Here is a 22,710-nt window from a genome sequence, read left to right on the forward strand (position 1 = left end):
GACCATGCTGAGAATCGCCGTTCTGGGTGCCGGGCGCATCGCCAAGATCCACGCCGCCAACGTCGCCGCCCACCCCCATGCCACGCTGGTGCTGGTGGCCGACCCCTGGCGCGAAGGCGTCGATGCGCTGAGCACGCAATTGGGTTGCGAAGCCGCCTATGATTGCGCCGCCGTGCTCACCCGCAAAGACATCGACGCCGTGGTGATTGGCACGCCCACCGACACTCACATCGACCTACTCCTCGCGGCGGTGGCCGAAGGCAAGGCGGTGTTGTGTGAAAAGCCCATCGACCTGGATATCGCCAAGGCCCGTGGCGCCGCCCAAGCCGTGGAGCGCCAGGGCGGCAAGGTGATGCTCGGCTTCAACCGGCGCTTCGACCCCGACATGCTGCGCCTGCGCCAAGCCCTCGACGCCGGGCAGATCGGCGCGGTGCGCCAGGTCATCATCACCAGCCGCGACCCCGGCCTGGCGCCGCGTGACTACCTGGCCCACTCCGGCGGCATCCTGCGCGACATGACCATCCACGACTTCGACACCGCCCGCCACCTGCTCGGCGAAGAACCGGTAGACGTCAGCGCCATCGCCAGCCGCCTGGTGGACCCAAGCCTGGCCGAGATCGACGATTACGACAGCGTGATGGTGTTGCTGCGCACCGCCTCCGGCAAGCAATGCCACATCAACTGCTGCCGCCAGGCGGTGTACGGCTACGACCAACGCGTGGAGGTGTCCGGCGCCCTCGGCGTGCTGCTCACCGACAACCACCGCCCGAGCACCTTGCGCCATTGGAGCGCGGAGCACACCGAAGCGCTGGAGCCGTTGCAGCATTTTTTCCTGGAGCGCTATGCGGATGCGTATCGCAATGAGCTGACGCAGTTCATCGATGCGCTGAACAGCGGCAAGGCACTGCCCACCAGCATGCGCGATGGGCTGTATGCCTTGCATTTGGCGGACTGCGCGTTGGAGTCGGTGAAGACCGGACGCAGCGTGGCGGTCAGTTACGACCTCTAGCCGTAGGAACTGGCGCCGGTCCGGTCGACCAGGCGAATGCTGTCGCGCCCGCCACGCTTGGATTCATACAGCGTGGTATCGCCTTGCTCGATCAACGCCGTGAGGCTCGGCGGCGGCTGGTCGAACAGGTTGGCACCGATACTCAGGGTCACCGGCGCTGGCGTGGTGAAGGATTGCGAGGCCAGTTGATGAAACTGGTCGCGCAGGCTGCTGCCCAGTTCGACGATCTGTTCGGTGGACGCCGGGTTCAGCAGGATCACGAATTCATCCCCGCCCAGGCGTGCGGCCAACGCGCCTTGGGGCACCACGCTGCGAATCATCTCGCTCAAGGCGATCAGCAAACGGTCACCAGCCGTGTGGCCGTAAAGGTCGTTGACCGACTTGAAATTGTCGATGTCGATCAGCAGCAAGGCGCCGGGTTGCGCGGGTGAGACCTGGGCCAGCAGGCGCGGTGCGCGCAAGTCGAGGGCGCGGCGGTTGTACAGGGCGGTCAGCGGGTCGCGGGCGGCGAGGCGGGCGATCTGTTGTTCGCGGCGGTAGCGTTCGGAGCCGGTCATCGACAGCGCGATCAGCATGATCGCCATGGCGCCTTCCACCAGGGAAATCTGGATGATCTCGCCCTTGAACGCGGCGAGGTCGATCAAGGTGCCGGGGATCAGCACCGACAGCGCCTTGGCCACATAGAACGCGCCATGGATCAACAGCACATAACGCAACTGCACCGCGCCGATGCTCAGGGATTTGCCATGGGGCCGCAGCAAAAAGCTGGCGCGCAGGGTTGGCAACGCCACCAGCAGCGACTGCACCGCTAGCATGGCTTTGGACCAGGAAGGGTCGGCCGGCAGCATCAGCATGCCCAGCCAGACCACCAGCATCAGCAACCACAGGAGCGACAGCCGCGTTTGGGTGAACCGCGCCACACCGAGCAAAAACAGGAAGTGCGCGGTCACCAGCAAGCCGTTGGCGAACCAGATGCCGATCATCAGGTAGCCATTGAGGCGCAGCAGGGCCAGGGTGGAACCGACGGTGATGGTGGCGAAACCGGCGCTCCAGCACAGCAGCGAGGGTTCGCGCACGCTGCGCCATTCAACGGCCAGGTACAGGGCGGCAGCGGCTGCCAGGGCAACGGTGAGTGCCAGAATCGTAGGAGGGTCGAGCGTCATGTCTTGCCGGGTCTGCCTGGTGTGCGTTTAGAACCGGGATTGTAAGCGCACACGCAGGTTTTTCAGAGTATTCATCGTGATGGCATACGGCCAGGCGATGATCGGCAGGTCAGGCGCCCTTGGTCGAGGGCAGCAATATCGTCAGGATGCCCACCAATGGCAGGAACGAACACAGCTTGTAGACGTACTCGATACCGTGAGTATCCGCGAGCAAACCGAGCAACGCTGCGCCAATCCCGCTGAACCCGAACATCAGGCCGAAGAAGATCCCGGCGATCATGCCCACGTTACCCGGCACCAGTTCCTGGGCGTACACCACGATGGCCGAGAAGGCCGACGCGATGATGAACCCGATCACCACGCTCAACACTGCTGTCCAGAACAGGTCGACGTAGGGCAGGGCCAGGGTGAACGGCGCGGCACCCAGGATGGAGAACCAGATGACTTTCTTGCGCCCGATCTTGTCGCCGATCGGGCCACCCGCGAAGGTGCCGACGGCCACGGCGCCGAGGAACAGGAACAGGTACATCTGCGAGCTTGCGACCGACAGCTGGAATTTTTCGATCAGGTAGAACGTGAAGTAGCTGGTCAGGCTGGTCATGTACCAGTATTTGGAGAACACCAGCACGGCCAGTACCACCAGGGCAAAAGTCACGCGGCCTTTGGACAAACCGTGGGTGGCTTTGCCGCCTTGCTTGAGCTTGAACAGGTTGAGGTGATGGCGATACCAGCGGCTCAGACCGTAGAGCACCAGGATGGCAAACACGGCGAACAGCCCAAACCAGGCGATATGGCTTTGACCGTAAGGAATGATGATTGCGGCCGCCAGCAACGGGCCGAAAGCGCTGCCGGTGTTGCCGCCGACCTGGAAGGTCGATTGCGCCAGGCCGTAGCGACCGCCGGACGCCAGGCGCGCAACGCGGGAGGTTTCCGGGTGGAAGGTCGACGAGCCGACGCCCACCAGGCCTGCTGCGAGCAGAATCGCCGGGAATGTGCCGACAAACGCCAGCATCAGAATGCCGATCAAGGTGCAGACCATGCCCGCCGGCAACAGCCACGGCTTGGGATGACGGTCGGTGTGATAGCCGATCCACGGTTGCAGCAGGGATGCAGTCAGCTGGAACGTCAGGGTGATCAGGCCCACCTGGGTAAACGACAGGCCGTAGTTGGCCTTGAGCATCGGGTAGATCGACGGCAGCACGGCCTGGATCAGGTCATTGATCAAATGCGCCAGGGCGCAGGCGCCGAGGACGCGCATGACCAACGGGCTGGCTTGGGGTGTCGTGGTTGCAGCGGCGGGTGACGCGGTGAGGGTCGACATGCAGGCATTCCATACAAGGCAGCTAATCAGAGGCGGCAACTTCTTAAGGTCGCCATCCATTACAAAATGATTCGGCGTTCATGCTAGATTCGTCGGGAATGCCTGTCTCGCGTAATTAGGGCGACAACTATTGCAAAAAGGGCGAAATGATCAAACCACTCAACGAATTCCTCCAGGAAATCAACGAAGGTGCCTGGGCGGTCATCAGTTCCGCCACGGATTACCCGGAAAACTGGGTGATCCCCGACCACAGCCACGAAAAGCACCAACTGCTCTACGCCATCGAAGGCGTGATGGTGGTGTACTCGGCGCTCAACCAATGGACGGTGCCGCCCAATCGCGGGATCTGGATGCCTGCCGGGCAGGTGCATTCCCTGCGGTGCGTGGGTACGTTGAAGATGCGCAGCGTGTTTGTACGCCCGGATCGCTTCCCGAACATGCCGGGCGAACCGAAAACGGTGAGTATCTCGCCGCTGCTGAGCGAGCTGATCAAGGCTTCAGTCAGCCTGAAACCACCCTATGCCGAGGATTCACGGGATGCGCGGATCATGCACCTGATCCTCGACGAACTCGCCATCCTGCCGGCCTTGCCATTGTCTTTGCCCCAGCCCGCCGACCCGCGCCTACAGCGCATTTGCCTCGCGTTGCAGGAAGAACCCGGCGATGCCTCTACGGTCGCCCACTGGAGCGAGCGCTTGAATCTGGACCAGAAAACCATCCAGCGCCTGTTCCGCAAGGAAACCGGCATGACCTTCGGCCAGTGGCGCCAGCAGGCGCGGCTACTGCTGGCCTTGGAGAGGATTGCGGTGGGGGAGAAGGTGATCGATATCGCCCTGGAGCTGGGTTATGAAAGCCCGAGCGCCTTTACCAGTATGTTCAAGAAACAGTTCGGCAAGACGCCGAGCCATTTCTTCAGGTAGGGCTACTGATCCGTGGAGGTCAGGTTGGCGTAGAAAATACAGCCGATCAGCCGTGCGAACAGGCTGAGGGTTTCCGGCAGGTTCGGGTCGTCAAACAGCATGGCGCGCGAGTCCAGCGCGCACAACGCACCGTACAAACGGCCGTCGGGCAGGAAGATTGGTGCACCGGCGTAGCTTTCGATCTCGTATTGCTTGACCACCGGGCGCGTGGCAAAACGGCCGTTCTTACTGATCTCGGGGATGAACAGCGCCTGGGGATTGATGCAGAACTCGCTGCACAGCGTGGTTTCCAGGTCGAGTACATCGTGGACGTTGATGCCCATTTGCAGCGGGTCGTAGACCGAGCACACCACCCATTCCAGGTCGGTGAACTTGGCGATACCGGCGAAGCGCATCCCGGTCAGGCGCGTGATCAGGTGCAGGATGCTGGTGGTGGCTTCGATTTCGGCGATGGCGGCGCGTTCATCTGCGCTGAGTAACGAGGCTGCGGTAACGCTTGGAACCATATGTGAACACTCCTATGGCGTGGCGGCCTCGGCCGCCACGCAGGGTCAGGGCTTAGTTGATCCGGGGATGCTGCTCGACCAGGTTTTTGCGCTTGGCTTCCAGTTCGGCAATTTCGGCATCGATGTCTTCGATCTTCTGCTCGATATTGTCGTGGTGTTCCTGCAGCAATTCCTTGGCTTCTTCCATGTCCGAAGCGGCCGGCGCTGCGCCGCGCAAGGGTTTGTTGGCGGTTTCCTTCATGGTCAGGCCGGTGATCAGGCCGACCACGGCAAACACCATCAGGTAGTAGGCGGGCATGTACAGGTCGTTGGTGCTTTCCACCAGCCAGGCTACGGCGGTCGGGGTTACGCCGGCGATCAGTACCGACACGTTGAACGCACTGGCCAACGCGCTGTAGCGCAGGTGCGTCGGGAACATGGCGGGCAACGTCGACGCCATTACGCCGATGAAGAAGTTGAGGATCACGGCGAGGATCAGCAAGCCCGCGAAGATCAGGCCGATCTTGCCGCTGGTGATCAGCATGAACGCCGGGATGGACAGGAACAACAGGCCGATACTGCCAGCGATGATGAAGGGCTTGCGGCCGATCTTGTCGCTGATGAAACCAATGAACGGCTGCACGAACAGCATGCCGACCATGATCGCGATGATGATCAGCACGCCGCTGTTTTCTTTGTAGTGCAAGTTGTGGGACAGGTAGCTCGGCATGTAGGTGAGCAACATGTAGTAGGTCACGTTGGTCGCCGCCACGATGCCGATGCAGGTCAGCAGGCTGCGCCAGTGCTTGGTCGCCACTTCCTTGAACGAGACTTTGGGGCCGTGGGTCAGGCCTTCACGGTCGCCTTGTTCCATTTTGTCCATGTGCTGCTGGAAGGCTGGGGTCTCCTCCAACGCATGACGCAGGTACAGGCCGATAATGCCCAGGGGCAGGGCAAGGAAGAACGGCAGGCGCCAGCCCCATGACTCAAAGTCGGCTTCGCCCAATATGCTTGAGATCAGCACGACAACGCCCGCGCCCAGCACGAAACCGGCGATGGAGCCGAAGTCCAGCCAACTGCCGAGGAAGCCACGCTTGCGGTCCGGGGCATACTCGGCGACGAAGATCGACGCGCCGGTGTACTCACCGCCCACCGAAAAACCCTGGGCCATTTTGCACAGCAACAGCAAAATCGGCGCCCAGATGCCGATGGAGGCGTAGGAGGGGATCAGGCCGATGGCAAAGGTGCTCAGGGACATGATCACAATGGTCGCGGCGAGGACCTTTTGCCGTCCGTATTTATCGCCCAGGGCGCCGAAGAACAGACCACCCAGGGGACGGATCAGGAACGGCACCGAGAACGTACCGAGTGCAGCGATCATTTGTACGCTGGGCGAGGCGTCGGGGAAGAACACCTTGCCGAGCACATAGGCGACAAAACCGTAGACGCCAAAGTCGAACCATTCCATGGCGTTGCCCAGGGCAGCGGCGGTGATTGCCTTGCGCACCTTGGTGTCGTCGACGATGGTGATGTCTTTCAATCCGATGGGCTTGACGCTTTTCTTACGTAATTTCATGCGGGGCACTCTAAAGCAGAACAGGGGAGGTGCCATCGTTGCGATGGCACCGCTCTGTCAGTTCAGATACAAGCGGACATGAAATAATTCACCTCTATTTGCGTTTTTTTGCACATGCATTGAACTTCACAGGTTTACCCAGGAGAAAACCGCATGCCTGCCGCCGCCTCGCGCCTGACCTACCGCCGACCACAACCGAGTGACGTGCAGCGATTATTCGCGATCTACGGCGATCCGCAGACCAACCTGTTCAACCCCGCCGGCCCCATGGCCAGCCTGGAGGTTGCACAACGCCTGCTCGATCACTGGCTCGAACAATGGGCTACCCAAGGCTACGGCTGGTGGGCGATTGCACGCGTCGAAGCGCCGGATCACGTCATCGGGTTTGGTGGCATCGCGCCGATGGACTACCTGACCGATAGACGCATCAACCTGGGTTACCGGTTTGCGGTGCAAGCCTGGGGGCAGGGCTACGCCACGGAGTTGGGCCGTGATGCATTAAAGCTGGCCTTTGAAACACTCGGCTTGCCCGAAGTGTTCGGGTTGGTACGGCCGGATCACGCGGCATCCATCCGCGTGCTGGAAAAGATCGGCATGCAGCCTTTCGGTACGCTCGACGATGTGCCGGGTAAGGCACCCAGCTTGGTACTACGCGTTCGTCATCCTACAACTGCTTTTGCCTGACATTTCACATACCCGCGCAATACCTCGATAAACGGCAATCTTTCAGATTGACAGCGTTCTGGCGTCCCGATATAAAAGTGACAGTTGTACGACGACATATGACGTTACATATGTCCTACCTAACAAAAATAAAAAGTGATGCCATGAACTTGAACGAGCCCATCAACGCACACCGCGTTGGCCAAGCTGTAGGCAACTATCGCTGGACCATCTGCGCGATGCTGTTTTTCGCGACCACCGTCAACTACCTTGATCGCCAGGTGCTCAGCTTGCTGGCGCCGCAGCTGTCTACGCAATTTGGCTGGAGCAACACCGACTACGCGAACATTGCGGCGGTGTTCCAGTTTGTCTACGCGATCTCCATGCTGTTTGCCGGGCGTTTTGTCGACAAGATCGGCACCAAGACGGCGTATGTGGTGGCGATCGGTATCTGGTCCACGGGCGCCATCATGCATGCGTTCTCGGTGCCGATGGGCGAGGGCATCGCGGCCATCAGCGGGGCAATTGGCCTGGCGGTGATTCCGGTGTCGATTGCCGGTTTCATGCTGTCGCGTGCGGTATTGGCGATTGGCGAGGCGGGCAACTTCCCGATTGCGATCAAGGCCACCGCCGAATACTTCCCCAAGAAAGAGCGCTCGCTGGCCACCGGTATTTTTAATTCCGGCGCGAACGTGGGTGCGATCCTGGCGCCGATCTGCGTGCCGTTGATTGCCGGTTTGTGGGGGTGGGAAGCGGCGTTTATCGTGATTGGCGGGTTGGGTTTCGTGTGGGTAGCGGTGTGGATCGCGCTCTACAAGAAACCGGATGAGCAAAAACGCCTGTCGCCTGAAGAATTGGCGTATATCCGCAGCGACCAGACCGTGCAGCCTTTCACCCCTGCACCTGCTGGCGCCGTGGAGAAGAAAGTTTCGTGGTTCAAGCTGCTCACTTATCGCCAGACCTGGGCGTTTGCCTTCGGCAAGTTCATGACCGATGGCGTGTGGTGGTTCTTCCTGTTCTGGTTGCCCACCTACCTGTCGGCGCAGTACGGCATGAAAGGCGCCGATATCGTCATGCCGCTGGCGGTGCTGTACAGCATGACCATGGTCGGCAGTATCGGCGGCGGCTGGTTCCCCAGCTACTTCATGGCACGCGGCGATGCGCCCTACGATGGCCGCATGAAAGCCATGCTGGTGATCGCGCTGTTCCCGCTGGTGGTGTTGCTGGCGCAGCCATTGGGCTATATCAGCTTCTGGGTGCCGGTATTGCTGATTGGTGTGGGCGCCTCGGCGCACCAGGCGTGGTCATGCAACATCTTCACCACCGTGTCGGACATGTTCCCGCAGAAAACCGTGGCCTCGGTGGTCGGTATCGGCGGCATGGCCGGCGGCCTGGGTGGCGTGGTCATGACCAAGATCGGCGGTTGGGTGTTCGACTACTACAAGTCCGTCGGCGACATCCACACCGGCTACATGATCATGTTCGCCATCTGCGCACTGGCCTACCTGGTGGCCTGGAGCGTGATGAAGACGCTGGTGCCGCGTCACAAGGAAATCACTGACCTGTAAGGTCCAACGTCCCGCGCCGCAACGGCGCGGGACCGCTTTACAGCGTGAGCGCCCAGGTCTGGCTGACCAGGGATTTGCCGAAGCTGTCTATCGTTTCTTCCTCGACCAACGCGAACCCGGCCTTCTGATAGAGCTTGCGTGCATCGCCGAGGATGTCCACCGTCCACAGTTGCATGCGTTGGTAGCCGACCTGCCGGGCAAAGCGCACACACTCATCCACCAGCCGTTGGCCGATGCCCATGCCGCGCGCACTGGCGTCCACGTAGAGCATGCGTAGCTGGGCTGTGCTTTCGCCGTGGCGGATGACGAACACCGAGCCCACCACGTCGCCGTCCTTTTCCGCGATCCAGCAACGCTCGCAGGTTGGATCAAACGCCCTCAGGTACTTGGCGACCGTCTCCGCCACCAACGCTTCGAACTCCCAGTTCCAGCCATATTCACGGGCATACAACGCGGTCTGTTGTTGCACCACCACGCCCATGTCGCCTGGCTGTGGGTCGCGTAGCAGATAGCTGGGCGCCGTGCCTTGCAGCAGGGCCTGGATGCGCTTCATGGCATCGGTGAGTTGCCGCTGTTGGGGCTCCGGCAGGCTGTCGAGCAGGACGATGACTTCGCTTTGGGTCTGCTGTTCCAGGGGCGCCAGCACTGCACGGCCGTGGTCGGTGAGGTGCAGTTGCACTGCGCGGGCGTCGGTGGCGGAGCGGACTTTCTGGATCAGGCCCTTCTTTTCGAAACCACTGGTCAATCGGCTCAGGTAGCCCGCGTCGAGGCTGAGCATCTGGCACAGGTCGGCGCTGGTGAGATCACCACGGGTAGACAGTTCGTACATCACGCGGATTTCGGTGAGCGAATAGTCGCTCTGCAGCAGGTGTTCCTGCAGCACGCCGATCTGGTGGGTGTAGAAGCGATTGAAGCCGCGCACGATGCCGGCGCGTTCGACAAGCAGGGGAGTGGACATGCGGGAATGCTCGAATGGTTGCCTGAAGCAATTATATTGTTGCTTAAGGCAACCATGTCAAACATTTTGCTTAGCGGTTTCGCGTCACCCGCCAAAGGGTATTGGCCAAGTCATCGGCAATGATCAGCGCACCTTTGGGGTCCACAGTCACACCGACTGGGCGCCCACGGGTCTTGCCGTCGTCTCCGCGAAAGCCGGTGGCAAAGTCGATCGGCTCACCGGACGGCTTGCCGTTGCTGAACGGCACGAAGATCACTTTGTAGCCCACCGGGTTGTCGCGGTTCCAACTGCCGTGCTCACCGACAAACACGCCGTCAGCGAACTGCTCGCCCATTTCGGGGATGGAGAAGTCCACGCCGAGCGCTGCCACATGGGAGCCCAGGCTGTAATCCGGCTTGATCGCGGCGGCGACCTTGGCCGGGTTCTGCGGTTGGGCGCGCGGGTCGACATTCTGGCCCCAGTAGCTGTACGGCCAGCCGTAGAACGCGCCTTCACGCACCGAGGTCAGGTAGTCCGGCACCAGGTCGGGGCCCAGTTCGTCGCGTTCGTTGACCACGGTCCAGAGTTGGCCGGTGTCCGGTTGGATGGTCAGCGCCGTCGGGTTACGCAGGCCTGTGGCATACGGCTTGTGCGCGCCAGTGGCGGCGTCGATCTGCCAGACCATCGCGCGGTCGATCTCCACTTCCATGCCACGCTCGGTGACGTTGCTGTTGGAGCCGATGCCCACGTAAAGCTGGCTGCCGTCGGCACTCACCGCCAGGGATTTGGTCCAGTGGTGGTTGATCTGTGCCGGTAGGTCGGTGACCTTGGTGGGCGGGCCAGCGGCCTTGGTCTGGCCGTCGGCGTAGTCGAAGCTCACCAGCGCATCCTGGTTGGCCACGTAGAGCTTGCCGTTGGCAAACGCCAGGCCGTACGGCGCGTTGAGGTTTTCGGCGAACACCGTCTTGAGTTCATAGGTGCCGTCACCGTCGGCGTCACGCAGCAAGGTCAGGCGGTTGCCGCCCTTGACCTTGGTGTTGCCTTCAGCCTTGATCAGGCTGGCGATCACATCCTTGGGCTTGAGCTTGGCCGCGCTGCCGCCACGGCCTTCGGCGACGAGGATGTCACCGTTGGGCAGCACCAGGGTCTGACGCGGGATCGCGAGGTCAGTGGCAATCGCCGTGACGCTGTAGCCTTGCGGCACCTTGGGTTTCTGATCGCCCCAGGGCGCGGGCTCGGCAATCTTCATGCTCGGCAACAGGCTGCTTTGTTGTTCCGGCAGCTTGGGATCGGGGCCGCGGGCCTGGATCTTGTCGCCTTCACCGCCGCAGGCGGTCAGCAGCAGGGCGGCGCTCAACAGCGTCAGTGTGCTGGACGTTTTCATTTAACACCTCCCGCGCGCAGGCCGGTCCAGGTGGCCGCCAGCGTCAGCAGCAAGACAATCGCCGACAGGATCAGGCCGCCAGGCATCGACGCGTAGGCGTCTTTGGCGTGTTGGAAGGCATTGACCAGGCCGAGGATCCAGGTGGCCAACAACAGCAGCACATAACGCGTGGGTTGCCCGGCCTTGCGCTCGGCACGGAGCAGGTTGACCAGCGCAAACAAAAACGCGAAGCCGGCGAACACCAACGCGCCGGCAATCAGCCAGGCCGAGAAGTTGGCCCATTGAATCTGGTAGGTCTGGGTGTAGGCAATGTCGCTGAGCAAGGCACCGAGAAACAACGGCACGGTGCCGGCGAGCAAGGTCGCATGCAGCGGCCCGGGTGCGTATCGGTAAGCGGGGAGGGTAGTCATAGCGATGGCGGCTCCTTGTTGTACAACGCCCCTGGACGGGGCAGCGCATAAGAAGTGAACGCAGTGCGTGTGAGAAAGTTCAGCGTGAAACGTTTCGAAATAGTGGGAACCCTCTAGGGCGGCCCCGGCCTAACGCCGTATCATCTCGTCCTTTTCTCTCGTCAGGCGCCTCCATGACCCACCCTCGCATCGGCTTTGCGTGCCAGTACCAACATCCCGAGCGCCTGCTGTCCGCCAGTGCCTTGAAGTTGATTGAAGGCCCGTTCAACCCGCGCACCACCACGTTGCGCTGGATGGACAGCGTCACGCCGCAAGTGGCCCGCGACAAGCTGGTGGAAGTGGTTACGCATAACCTGGCCGCCCAGTTGCGGCTGTTGGCGTATGTGGCTGAGTTACCGTCGACCCTGCGCATGTTGCGTCTGAGCAGTGACCTGCTGCCGTTCTACAGCCATCCGAAAGTTGCTGCGGTGTATAAAGCCCCGGCCATCGAGCGCCAGTTGGTGGAAGGGTTCGCGGCCATCGGCGAGTTGGCGCGCGCGTCGGATATCCGCCTGTCCTTCCACCCCGGCCAGTACTGCGTGCTGGGTTCGGAGAACCCTGGCGTGGTGGAGAACAGCCTGGCCGAGTTCGAATATCACGCCGACATGATCCGCATGATGGGCTACGGCCGTCGCTTCCAGGACCTCAAGTGCAACGTGCACATCGCCGGTCGCCTTGGCGTGGAAGGCACCCGCGCGGTGTGGTCGCGCCTGTCGGAGGTGGCGCGCAACTGCATCACTTTCGAGAACGACGAGAAAACCTACGGCCTCGACCATTGCCTGCAAGTCGCTGACCTGGCGCCGGTGGTGTTGGATATCCACCACTGCTGGATCAACGAAAACGACTACATCGACCCCCACTCCGAACGCGTCGCCCGTGTGATTGAAAGCTGGCGCGGCGTGCGCCCGACTATGCATTACTCCCAGCCCCAGGAAGTCTTGCAGGAGCTGGGTTTCGATGCCGAACACAAGCTGGAAATGGACGCGCTGTTGCAGGTGGTGTCCAAGCGCGATCTCTACGCTCACAGTGTGCAGATGTGGAACCGCTGGACCAATGACTACGCGCTGCAGTTCCTCGATCGCTTCGACATCATGCTTGAAGCCAAAGGCAAGAACGTCGCCTCGCTGGCGTTCTACGAACACTGGAAGCGGCACAGTGCCTGAATCGCGTCAGCCTTTTCCGGACAGAGGAATTACCAGGGACAGCCACATGTTCCAGCCGTCCGGGCGGTTCTTGGCGTCGAACTCGTAGTAGCCCTTGATATTGGCGTACCACAGTTCATCACCCACCTTGAAGAAGTGCCCCGCCTGGGGCCCGATCCCGGCCACGCGCGACTTGAAGTCCCCCAGCACCGCGCCGCTGCCACTGTCGCCGGTGACCTGACGGAAGTAATAACCCACCAGCCCGGCGTGGGTCTGTGCGGTAAAGAAGTGCGAGGCGCTGAGGTCGATGTGCGCGTCGATGCCGTTCTGGTAGTGGGTGTCGCGGTTTTCCCAGTTATAGGTCACGCCCGCCACGGCGGAGAACTCGTTGGTCTTGTCAAAAAAGGTGTAGCCGCCGCCGGCATCCAGTGCCGCATGGCCCAGGCCGATATTCACCAGGCGGTCCGGATCGTAGGCCCCCACGGGCAGGTTACCCATGGAATAGGCCATGAAATTGTGCACGCCGTGGTTCCATTTCAAAGTGCCCAACAGATACAAATCGCTGGCGCCTTTGAGAGCATCGTTGGTACCGCCCGAAAACGAGCGCCCGCGTGGGCCGGTCACCGTGGCATCGACACTCGCCTCGGAACGCCCCACGGCCGCCACCGCCGAAATCGCTGCCTGGGCACCGCCCAATACCGGCGTGGCGAAGGTGTAGGTCGGGCTGGCAAACAGCAGGTCGGCCTTGGCATCCAGCCCCACCACCGTGCGCCCGCCCCGCGGGGTGGCCGAGTGTCGGCCGTCGCTGGCATTCACATGGTAGTAGACCAGCGGCAGGCTCCAGCCCGGTGTGGTCGGCGCGGCGGCAAGGGCGCCGAACTGGCCGGGCAGCCAGAAGCTGATACCGCCGTCGTCGGCCTGCGCCATCGCGATGGGCAGCAGGGTGAGCAGGCTTAAAACGCGGGTCGTTGGGTTCATAGGACTTCCTATCCAATTGGCCATACAGTGCGTGCTGTCAGGGGCCGCTTGAGCATAGTCCAAGGATTGAAGGTCGTTGCGCCGTCAGCCCCTTGCCCGTCATGCTTGTTGGTCTTTCTCAAGGAAACAGTGCCCCGTGAATTCATCGCAACCTACTGGTGTCGACGCCCAAGGATGTGTCCTTGCCGTGACCGCTTTGCCCCTGCAGCCTGAGTTCCAGCCGCTGCTCAGCGATGTCTGTACGACCCTTTCACCGGCGCAGTGGGGGCTGGACGGTATTTATGTGTATGGCAGTGTCGCCAGGGGAGAAGCCATTTCCGCTGAGTCCGATCTGGATCTCACGCTGGTATTTCGTGAACCGCCTCAAGCCGAGTTGCTTGAACAGTTGGAACTGACGCGCCTGGCCCTTGAACAGCGGCATCCGGAAGTGACGAAGGTCGATTTCGATATCGGTCATTGCGCGCAGGTGCTGTCACCCGAGAACAAAGATCGTTGGGGTTTCTGGCTCAAACACCATTGCCGTTGCGTGTGGGGCAATGATCTTTCGATGCATTTCGACGCGTTCCGCCCATCCCGTGAGATTGCCTGGGCGCTGAACGGTGACTTCGAAGCGGTGCTCAAGGGCTATCTCTTGCGCATCGACCAGGCCCGGACAGACGAAGCGCGGCTGCGTTTGCAGCGTGAAGCGTCACGCAAGCTGGTTCGCTCAACGCAGCTGTTTTGCCCGGTCCAGGCTTTGATGTGGCCGCAATCGCTTGAGGACCACGTCAAGCTGTTCCTCCAGCATTACCCGGCGATGGTGGCCCAACTCGCGTTCTTTTTGTTCGAGGCACGAAACCCCGACGCGGAGGGCGAGAAATTCACCACTCGGCTTCACGCCTTTCTCGACTGGATGGTTTCCCAGCAACAATAGATAGGTATATTGGCGCTAAACCGCTGATTGCATACGCCAAGCCTATGGAAACGCCATGATCAACTTCCGCCTTATCCGCCACCTCTGGCTGTTCCTCGCCGTCGCCGAAGAACAGAACTTCGGTCGCGCCGCCAAGCGCCTGGGCATGTCGCAGCCGCCGTTGAGCGAGCAGATCCAGGTGCTGGAACAAGCGCTAAAGGTCCAGCTGTTCGAACGCTCCCGGCGGGGTGCCAAGTTGACCCCGGTGGGCGCGGCGATCCTGCCGGCGGTGCGCAAGTTCGCCGAGCAGCTTGAACGCCTGGAACTGGCGGTGGAAGAGGCGGTGGCGGGGCAGTCGGGCATGCTGACCATCGGCGCGATTTCCACGGCGATGTTTGATGTGTTGCCGGGCCTGATCGACCAACTCAAGCAGCAGTATCCGCACCTCACCGTGTCGGTGCGCGAGATCGACAGCGTCGAGGCGCTGCCGGCGCTGGAAGCCGGGGATATCGACCTGGCCTTCGCCCGGCTGGACGGCGACCTGGGCCCGGCGATCCAGTCGTTGCCGGTGCGCGAAGATCGCTTGATGGTGGCGTTGCCGAGCGATCATCCGTTGGCTGCACGTTCGCGCATCAGCCTGTCGAGCCTGGCCAGCGAGCCGCTGGTGATGTTTTCGCGCAAGGTCAGCCCGGTGTATTTCGACAACCTGATCGCCACCTGCCGCGCCAGCGGGTTCTCGCCACGGGTGCTGCATGAAGTGCGCTCGGTAGCCTCGCAGATTGCATTCGTCAGTTGTGGCCAGGGCATTGCGCTGGTGCCGGCGTCGTTGAAAAAACTCGCGCCGGACAACGTGGTGCTACGGCCGCTGACCCAGAAACTCAATGTGGTCACCACGGCGGTGGCCTGGAACAGTGAGCGACCCAACCCCCTGGTGACCGAGTTGGTCGCGCAGTTCCAGGCTCATACGATTGGCGTATGACAACCTTCCGTTATCCGTCATTTACACCGCGCGGCTAACCGCTGAAATTGGCACCTTTTTGGCCAAGGAACTCTTGCATGTCGTTCGTTCATTCCTTCATTCCATTGACCGTAGACGGCACCGCTGTGGAGATAGCGGCGATCCACCGCGACGGCGAGCGGGCGCCCATCCTGTTCCTGCACGGGTTCGGCTCGACCAAGGAGGACTACGCCGATATCGTCCTACAGCCGGCGTTCGACGGGCATGCCTTCATCGCCTACGACGCCCCCGGCTGCGGTGAGAGCCAATGTGCCGACCTGGCGAGCATCAATATCCCGTTCCTGCTGGAAACCGCCTTGCAGGTGCTGGCGCAGTTCAAGGTCGAACGCTTCCACCTGGTCGGCCACTCCATGGGCGGCCTGACTGCCTTGATGCTGGCCCATCGTTTTCCGGAGCGCGTGCTGAGCTTCACCGACATTGAAGGCAATATCGCCCCCGAAGACTGCTTTCTCAGCCGCCAGATCGTGGATTTCCCGGCAGAGGATCCCGAGGCGTTTTTCAGCGCGTTCATCGCGCGCACTTGCCAGGCACCCGCGTATGCCAGCGCGCTTTACTCGGCAAGCCTGCGCCACAAGGTGCGTGCCGGTGCCGTGCGCGGCATCTTCCAGTCGATGGTCGAACTCTCTGACAGCGCCGACTTGATGGGCAAGTTCCTCGGACTGCCGTGCCCCAAGATGTTCATGTACGGCGAGCAGAATGCCGGGCTTTCCTACTTGCCGCACATCCAGGCCAACGGCGTGCGCCTGGCGCCGATTGCCCAGTGCGGGCATTTCCCGATGTATTCCAACCCGCTCGCGATGTGGCAGGCAATCGCTGACTTCCTCAGGACTTGAACCGCCCCACCAACCCATTCAATTCATCCGACAGGTTCGATAGTCGACCAGAGTCGTCCTGCGCCGAGTTGGCCAGGCTTTCCACCAGGCGCGCCTCGTCGTAGATCTGTTGGATGTGCCGGTTGATTTCTTCGGCCACGCTGTGTTGTTCCTCGGCGGCGGCGGAGATCTGCAGGTTCTGGTCGCGGATCTCGTTGACCGAGGTCTGGATCCCTTCAAAGCTGTCCCGCGCGCTTTCGATGGACGACACACTGGCTTTCGACAGGTCCAGGCAACTGCCCATTTTCTGCGTGACTTCCTGGGTCTTGTTTTCCAGGGTGCCGAGCAGTTGCTCGATCTCGCCAGTGGAGTCGGACGTGCGCTTGGCCAGTGCACGCACTTCGTCGGCCACCACGGCGAACCCACGGCCTTGATCACCCGCACGGGCGGCTTCGATGGCGGCGTTGAGCGCCAACAAGTTGGTCTGTTCGGCAATCGCACGGATGGTGCCGAGGATCTGGTTGATGCTGCGGCTGCCGGCTTCCAGTTCGACCATGGCCTGGGATGACTCGGTCAGGCGGCGCCCCAGGCGGTTGACGTTGTCGGTGGTGACTTCGATCTGCTGCTTGCCCTCGGCCACGCGCCGGTGCCCGTTTTCGGCGGATTGCGCCGCGCCACTGCAGGAGCGTGCGACTTCGTTGGCAGTGGCGACCATTTCGTTGAACGCCGTAGAGACAAGTTCTACCGCCTCACGCTGGCGCCCGGCCGCCTCGTTCATGTTGTGCGCCACCTCGCTGTTGACCTTGGAGGCGTTCTGCAAGTTGGCAGAGGCCGCGCCGATGTGCTGGATCAGTTGGCGGATCGCGGCAAGGAACTTGTTGAACCAGCCGGCCAGTTCGGCGGTTTCATCCTTGCCCTGGACCTGCAGTTCGTGACGCAGGTCACCTTCGCCCTGGGCGATGGACTGCAAGCCGGTGCTGACCTGGCCGATAGGCTTGACGATGACCTTGGAAAACGCTGCCGCGATCAGCCCGAAGATCAGCACCAGCACCGCGACGATGATGGCGGTGAGGTAGGTCATGCGCGTGGCTTCGGCCATGACTTCACGGTGTTCGATCAGCCCGATATAGCGCCAGCCGAGGCCGGGGGAGGTCCACACGTTGGCCATGTAGCGCACGCCGTCGATCACCACCTCAGTGGAGCCCTGTGCGGTGTCGGCCAACGGTGCATAGGCTGTGCCCAGGTCTTTGAGCGGCTTGAAGTTGTGGGCGGCGTTGCGCGGGTCCACCAGCACCACGCCGTCCTCGACCAGCATCACGTAGCCGCTTTCGCCGAGCTTGATGCTTTTGAGCAATTCGGTGAGGTTTTTCAGTGACACGCTGACCACGAACACGCCCTTGGCCTTGCCGTTTTCCAGCAGGGCGCGCGCGGTACCCACCAGGGCGACGTCGTCTTTGTCGTAGTAATATGCGGGGGTGCGCACGGTCTTGCCGGGGCTGGCCATGGCCGCCTTGTACCAGGGGCGGGTGCGCGGGTCGTACTTGGCCAGTTGCGGGTCATCCGGCCATTTGGCGTAGGTGCCGTCTTCCAGGCCGATGGACAGGATCGCAGCCGCTGGGTGTGTGGCGCCAAAGCGTGCGAAGCGGTCGATCACCGCTTGCGCCTCGGCGGGCATGGGCTGGCTGGCCGCGTCGGCGGGCTGGTAGTTCTTCAGCGTGTTCACGGAGGTGTATACAGAATCTGTGGCCATTTGATCGACGTTTTGCAAGGTGCCGTCGAAGAACTGGCGGATGTTGCCGTCGATCTGACGGATTTCCCGGGTGCTGCCGTCGATGAACTGATCCACCGCCTGGGTCCGCGTGTTCATGACCGAAATCACGGCTACCAGGCTTACCGGGATGAAAGCAACGGAGACAAATGCGAGTACCAGCTTATTTTTTATTTTCATCGAGACGACCATCAGCGTGAAGGGCGGCCAAATCGTCGCGTACCTCAATCAGGATTGCGGCGATTTGCTATCACTGCTGTTTCGGCCAGGTTCCGGTAAATCTTTAGGGTTTTTTGTACACAATACAAAGTGCTTATTGTTCTGTATCCAATCAGTACACATCACGCAGATAACGCTTCTGCTCACTCAACTGCCGCCAGTACTCCACGGCACCCTCGACGCCAAGCCCGCCGTGGGTTTGCGCGACTTGGCGCAGGGCCTGGTCGACATCTTTGGCCATGTGGCTGGCGTCGCCGCAGATGTACAGCCTGGCGCCGTCCTGCAACCAGCGCCACAGCTCGGTCCCCTGTTCGCGGATGCGGTCTTGTACGTAGACCTTTTGCGCCTGGTCGCGCGAGAACGCCAGGCTCAAGTGGTTGAGCAGGCCGTCGCGCTGCATGCCTTGCAGTTCGTCCTGATAGTAGAAATCGCTGGCGGCGTGCTGTTCGCCGAAGAACAGCCAGTTGCGCCCCTGATGACCCAGTGCGCGACGCTCCTGCAAGAACGCACGAAAGGGCGCGATACCGGTGCCGGGCCCGATCATGATCATCGGCGCGTCGCCGTCAGTCGGCGTGCGAAAGTGCTTGGACGGCTGCACGAACAGCGGCACCTCGCCGTCGCCGACCCGGTCAGCCAGGAAGGTCGAGGACACGCCTTTACGTTTGCCGTAACGCACGGCGGCCACGGTGAGGTGCACTTCCTGTGGATAGGCCTTGGCGCTGGACGCGATTGAATACAGGCGCGGTTGCAGGCGCTTGAGGGTGCCCAGCAGCTCATCCGCCGAACACTCGACGGGGTATTCCAGCAACACATCCGCCAGTTGCCGGCCCCAGAGCCAGTCATTCAGTTCGGCCTTGTGTTCGGGGTTGAGCAAGTGCTTGAGGCCAGGGTTGGCGCTGCGCTCGGCGATGAACGCCAGGGTGTCGCTGCTGGGCCGGGCGATTTCGAAGTGCTGGGTCAGTGCCTGTTGCAGCGGCACATCGCCGAAGGTGTCGATGTTCACGCAGGTACTGGCGTTCAGGCGGGTGAGGTCGAGTAACTCGCTGACCAGGTCGGGGCAGTTGCGCGGCCGCACACCCAGCGCATCGCCGGCTTCGTAAGTCAGCCCGGAGTCGGTCAGGTCCAGGGCGAACTGGCGCGTTTCCTTGTGGACGCTTTGCGGATTCAGGTGTCGGTTGAGCAGCAGGCGTGAGCCGTACAATTTGGTTTTACCGGCGGGGGTGGCGGGCGCGACGGGCTTTGCCGGGGCGAGGGTTTGCTGGAAACGCACCAGCCACGCGTCGGCCAGTGCTTCGAATTCGGTGTCGCAGTCGACGCGTTCCAGCAGGCGGGTGGCGCCCAGTTCCAACAGGCGTTGGTCGAGTTGCTTGCCGTGGTTGCAGAACTGGTCATAGTTCGGGTCACCCAGGGCCAGCACTGCGAAGCGCAAGGACTCCAGGCGCGTCTCGGCGGTGCTGAGGCTGTGCCAGAAACCTTCGCCATTGTCCGGTGGGTCGCCGTCGCCAAAGGTGCTGCTGATCAGCGCCAGGGTGTGGGTGCTCGCCAGTTTGCTCGCCGGGAAATCCGACATCGCGCTCAGTTCCACGGCAATGCCCGCGTCGCGCAGCCGTTTGGCAAAACGCTCGGCCAAGGCTTCGGCGTTGCCGGTTTGCGAGGCCCACAACAAGGTAACGGCTGGGGAGGGCGCTGCGACGGATTGCGCATGGCTGAACAATCCGCCGAGCAAGCCGTTCAACCACAGCCGCGACGCATCGGCCAGCGGCGCATTCGCGGGCATGGTCGGCACGCCGACGGCCTGGCGCGCGGCGTTGGACTGCAGGCCGCTGAGAAAGCCGGCGAGGTAGGTGCGCTCATTCTCGCTCAAGGGTGGCGCGGGTAAGTTACGGATGCCGGCGATTTCGGCGAAGGCGTCGAGGCGCGACATGGCGGTGTCCTCTGCTACGGGGGAAGGGCGGTCCAGGAATTGGTGGTCGATCAGCTCGACGCGGGCCAGGGCGACGGCGCAGTACTTGAACTCCGGCTGTAAGGAAATCGGGTCCACCGCGTCGTTGGTCACTGCGTTGATGGCCAGGTTTTCACCGAATACATCGTTCCAGTGGAACGGCGCAAAACAATTGCCTGGCCGCACACGGTCGGTGACCACGGCGGGCAGCACGGCGCGGCCGCGCTGGGAGCGTATTTCGACTCGATCCTTGTCCTTGATACCCAATCGGCTCGCGTCTTCGGGGTGTAATTCCACAAAGGGGCCGGGGTTGAGTTTATTCAGGGTCGCAACCTTGCCGGTCTTGGTCAGGGTGTGCCATTGGTGCTGCACACGGCCGGTGTTGAGCACGAAGGGGAACGCGTCATCCGGCATTTCTGCGGGTGGCATATAGGGGCGGGCGAAGAACTGGGCTTTGCCGTTTTCGGTGGCGAAGGCGAGGGTGCCTGTGCCCAGGTAGCGGATCGGGTTGCGGTCCGCGCCATCCTCCGCCGCGCAAGGCCATTGCAGCGGCTTCTCACGCAGGCGCGAGTAGCTCGCGCCACGCAGGTCGTAGCCGGTCTTGGGGTTCCAGGCGCGTTTGATTTCTTCAAACACGTCGGCGGCGGATGCATAGGTGAACGCATCGGCAAAGCCCATTTCGCAGGCGACCCTGGCGATGATCTGCCAGTCGGGCAGGGTCTCGCCGGGCGCGTCCACGGCTTTTTGCATCAGGGTCAGGTTGCGCTCGGAGTTGATCATCACCCCTTCGGCCTCGGCCCACAGCGCGCCGGGCAAGAGAATGTCGGCGTAGCGGTTGGTCTCGGTGTCGAGGAAGGCATCCTGGGTGATCACCAGCTCGGCGGTTTGCAGGCCTTTGATCACGGTCTGGCGGTTGGGCACGCTGGCGACCGGGTTGGTGCAGATGATCCAGCAGGCCTTGATCTGCCCGGCAGCCATTTGCTCGAACATTGCCACGGTGCCGCTGCCAGCCTGGCGCGGCAGGCTGTCGTGGGGGATCTGCCACAACTCTTCGATAAAAGCGCGGTCGGCCTCGACCAGCACCGAACGTTGCCCCGGCAGCCCTGGGCCCATGTAACCCATTTCGCGCCCGCCCATGGCGTTGGGTTGGCCCGTGAGGGAAAACGGTCCGCTGCCCGGACGGCAGATGGCGCCGGTCGCCAGATGCAGGTTGCACAGCGCGTTGGTGTGCCAGGTGCCGTGGGTGCTCTGGTTGAGACCCATGGTCCAGCAGCTCATCCACTCGGCAGCCTCGCCGATCCAGTCGGCGGCTTGGCGGATATCGGTTTCGGCCAGGCCGGTGATGGCGGCGACTTGATCTGGCGAATAGTCCTCAAGGAGTTCGGGCATCGCCTCCCAGCCTTCGGTGAAGGCGGCGATAAAGGCAGGGTCGGTGTGGCCGTTTTTCACCAGCAGATGCAGCAGACCATTGAGCAACGCCAGGTCGGTGCCGGGTTTGATCGGCAGGAACAGGTTGGCCTTGTCTGCCGTGGCGCTGCGCCGGGGATCGACCACGATCAGCTTCGCCCCGGCCTTGACCCGGTCCATCATGCGCAGGAACAGGATGGGGTGACAGTCAGCCATGTTCGCGCCGATCACGAAGAACAGGTCGGCGCGATCGAAGTCTTCATAGGAACCCGGCGGGCCGTCGGAGCCGAGGGAGAGCTTGTAGCCACTGCCGGCGCTGGCCATGCACAGACGCGAGTTGGACTCGATGTTGGCGGTGCGGACAAAGCCTTTGGCGAGTTTGTTGATCAGGTACTGGGACTCCAGCGACATCTGCCCGGACACGTAGAAAGCCAATGCGTCCGGGCCGTGCGTGTCGAGGGTGTGACGTAGGCGGCGCGCGGTTTCGCGGAGGGCGTTGTCCATGCCGATGCGCACCGGGTCATGCTCCCGGGCCTGGCGTACATAGGCGTTTTCCATGCGCCCGGAGTCGGCGATGGCTTGCCCGCAGGTGGTGCCCTTGGTGCACAGGCGGCCAAAGTTGGTGGGGTGGGCTTTGTCGCCGATCACCTTGACCACTTTGTTGTCTTGCACCTGCATGACGATGCCACAGCCCACGCCACAATAGGGACACACACTGCGTATGCTTTGGTTGGCCATCTGAAACCTGCGTAAACAAAAAAGGCGCCTTGCAACCCTCCGTTGAAAACGGGGATTACACGGCGCCTTTGTCGTGAGAGGGCAGTCAGCGTTGACTGCTTGGTTGGGGTGTTCCTAGCAAGTCACGCGCCAGGTTTCACCGCCCTCCCGTAGGAGCGAGCTTGCTCGCGAAAATCGTCAACGATGACGCGGGTTGCCTAGTGTTGTGCGTTGTTCTTGGGTTTTTCGCGAGCAAGCTCGCTCCTACAGGGGATGTGCACATTTATGAAGCGCGGCGCACCAGTTGGAGGCGCTGGGGGAGTGTTTTGGGATGCTTAAT

General features: G+C 61.9%; 18 protein-coding genes and 1 pseudogene. 8 read left to right on the plus strand and 11 right to left on the minus strand.

What is annotated here, in order from left to right; all coding sequences use genetic code 11:
- Positions 1–4 precede the first annotated feature (4 nt).
- Entirely contained in the window at positions 5–1,009 is a 1,005-nt protein-coding gene (gene iolG / locus HX793_RS29650; protein WP_177049945.1) for an inositol 2-dehydrogenase, read from the plus strand.
- On the opposite strand, the gene HX793_RS29655 is transcribed toward iolG, so the two are convergent.
- On the minus strand, positions 1,006–2,172 hold the full coding sequence (locus HX793_RS29655) for a GGDEF domain-containing protein (RefSeq protein WP_177049943.1): 1,167 nt from the start codon (positions 2,170–2,172) through the stop codon (positions 1,006–1,008). The genes iolG and HX793_RS29655 overlap by 4 nt on opposite strands.
- A 109-nt stretch (positions 2,173–2,281) precedes the next feature.
- Positions 2,282–3,493 (minus strand): MFS transporter, encoded by a 1,212-nt coding sequence (locus tag HX793_RS29660; protein WP_016979981.1) that lies wholly within the window; start codon positions 3,491–3,493, stop codon positions 2,282–2,284.
- 146 nt (positions 3,494–3,639) lie between these two features.
- Between HX793_RS29660 and HX793_RS29665 the strand changes: the two genes are divergently transcribed.
- Positions 3,640–4,413, plus strand: coding sequence for an AraC family transcriptional regulator (locus HX793_RS29665; RefSeq protein WP_177096153.1), 774 nt, complete (start codon positions 3,640–3,642; stop codon positions 4,411–4,413).
- Between the two features lie 2 nt (positions 4,414–4,415).
- On the opposite strand, the gene HX793_RS29670 is transcribed toward HX793_RS29665, so the two are convergent.
- Entirely contained in the window at positions 4,416–4,919 is a 504-nt protein-coding gene (locus HX793_RS29670; RefSeq protein WP_177049940.1) for a GAF domain-containing protein, read from the minus strand.
- A gap of 52 nt (positions 4,920–4,971) precedes the next feature.
- A complete protein-coding gene (gene proP / locus HX793_RS29675) occupies positions 4,972–6,474 on the minus strand; it encodes a glycine betaine/L-proline transporter ProP (RefSeq protein ID WP_033896594.1) in 1,503 nt (500 codons plus the stop codon).
- A 153-nt stretch (positions 6,475–6,627) separates the two neighbouring features.
- Here proP and HX793_RS29680 point away from each other — a divergent pair, with 153 nt between their 5' ends.
- Together HX793_RS29680 and HX793_RS29685 are read left to right on the plus strand one after the other, a co-directional pair.
- Positions 6,628–7,158 carry a GNAT family N-acetyltransferase gene (locus HX793_RS29680; protein WP_177096151.1) on the plus strand — a complete coding sequence of 177 codons (531 nt, stop codon included), beginning with the start codon at positions 6,628–6,630 and terminating at the stop codon, positions 7,156–7,158.
- Between the two features lie 143 nt (positions 7,159–7,301).
- Positions 7,302–8,705, plus strand: coding sequence for an MFS transporter (locus HX793_RS29685; RefSeq protein ID WP_177096149.1), 1,404 nt, complete (start codon positions 7,302–7,304; stop codon positions 8,703–8,705).
- 37 nt (positions 8,706–8,742) lie between these two features.
- On the opposite strand, the gene HX793_RS29690 is transcribed toward HX793_RS29685, so the two are convergent.
- From HX793_RS29690 to HX793_RS29700, 3 genes are all read right to left on the minus strand, one after another.
- Complete coding sequence (locus tag HX793_RS29690) at positions 8,743–9,663, minus strand: bifunctional helix-turn-helix transcriptional regulator/GNAT family N-acetyltransferase (RefSeq protein WP_177049934.1); 921 nt, start codon at positions 9,661–9,663, stop codon at positions 8,743–8,745.
- Positions 9,664–9,733: 70 nt separating this feature from the next.
- A complete protein-coding gene (locus HX793_RS29695; RefSeq protein ID WP_177049932.1) occupies positions 9,734–11,026 on the minus strand; it encodes a PQQ-dependent sugar dehydrogenase in 1,293 nt (430 codons plus the stop codon).
- Complete coding sequence (locus HX793_RS29700; RefSeq protein WP_016979973.1) at positions 11,023–11,436, minus strand: DUF2231 domain-containing protein; 414 nt, start codon at positions 11,434–11,436, stop codon at positions 11,023–11,025. The genes HX793_RS29695 and HX793_RS29700 overlap by 4 nt, the downstream gene beginning before the upstream one ends.
- 173 nt (positions 11,437–11,609) lie before the next feature.
- On the opposite strand from HX793_RS29700, the gene HX793_RS29705 reads away from it, so the two are divergent.
- Positions 11,610–12,638: an apurinic/apyrimidinic endonuclease family protein gene (locus HX793_RS29705; protein ID WP_177096146.1), complete on the plus strand. Its 1,029-nt coding sequence runs from the start codon at positions 11,610–11,612 to the stop codon at positions 12,636–12,638.
- 6 nt (positions 12,639–12,644) lie between these two features.
- Here the strand turns inward: HX793_RS29705 and HX793_RS29710 are convergent, their stop codons facing one another.
- Positions 12,645–13,595, minus strand: coding sequence for a SphA family protein (locus HX793_RS29710; RefSeq protein ID WP_016979971.1), 951 nt, complete (start codon positions 13,593–13,595; stop codon positions 12,645–12,647).
- A gap of 136 nt (positions 13,596–13,731) precedes the next feature.
- On the opposite strand from HX793_RS29710, the gene HX793_RS29715 reads away from it, so the two are divergent.
- From HX793_RS29715 to HX793_RS29725, 3 genes are all read left to right on the plus strand, one after another.
- Positions 13,732–14,508, plus strand: coding sequence for a nucleotidyltransferase domain-containing protein (locus HX793_RS29715; protein ID WP_177096144.1), 777 nt, complete (start codon positions 13,732–13,734; stop codon positions 14,506–14,508).
- A 55-nt stretch (positions 14,509–14,563) separates the two neighbouring features.
- Positions 14,564–15,466, plus strand: coding sequence for a LysR family transcriptional regulator (locus HX793_RS29720; RefSeq protein WP_016979969.1), 903 nt, complete (start codon positions 14,564–14,566; stop codon positions 15,464–15,466).
- Positions 15,467–15,543: 77 nt separating this feature from the next.
- On the plus strand, positions 15,544–16,338 hold the full coding sequence (locus HX793_RS29725; protein WP_177049928.1) for an alpha/beta fold hydrolase: 795 nt from the start codon (positions 15,544–15,546) through the stop codon (positions 16,336–16,338).
- Here HX793_RS29725 and HX793_RS32080 read toward each other — a convergent pair.
- The 3 genes and pseudogenes from HX793_RS32080 to HX793_RS29735 all read right to left on the minus strand — a co-directional run bounded on the left by HX793_RS32080 (position 16,328) and on the right by HX793_RS29735 (position 22,391).
- The gene (locus HX793_RS32080; RefSeq protein WP_438810862.1) at positions 16,328–17,095 is read right to left on the minus strand and encodes a methyl-accepting chemotaxis protein; all 768 of its coding nucleotides are present in this window, start codon (positions 17,093–17,095) and stop codon (positions 16,328–16,330) included. The genes HX793_RS29725 and HX793_RS32080 overlap by 11 nt on opposite strands.
- An 87-nt stretch (positions 17,096–17,182) precedes the next feature.
- Positions 17,183–18,277 (minus strand): annotated as a pseudogene (locus HX793_RS32085) (cache domain-containing protein); the annotation flags it as partial.
- 139 nt (positions 18,278–18,416) lie between these two features.
- Complete coding sequence (locus HX793_RS29735) at positions 18,417–22,391, minus strand: bifunctional nitrate reductase/sulfite reductase flavoprotein subunit alpha (protein WP_177096140.1); 3,975 nt, start codon at positions 22,389–22,391, stop codon at positions 18,417–18,419.
- Between the last annotated feature and the right edge of the window lie 319 nt (positions 22,392–22,710).

Origin of the sequence: Pseudomonas reactans, assembly GCF_013387025.1 — a bacterium.
In the GTDB taxonomy this organism is placed as follows: domain Bacteria; phylum Pseudomonadota; class Gammaproteobacteria; order Pseudomonadales; family Pseudomonadaceae; genus Aquipseudomonas; species Aquipseudomonas reactans.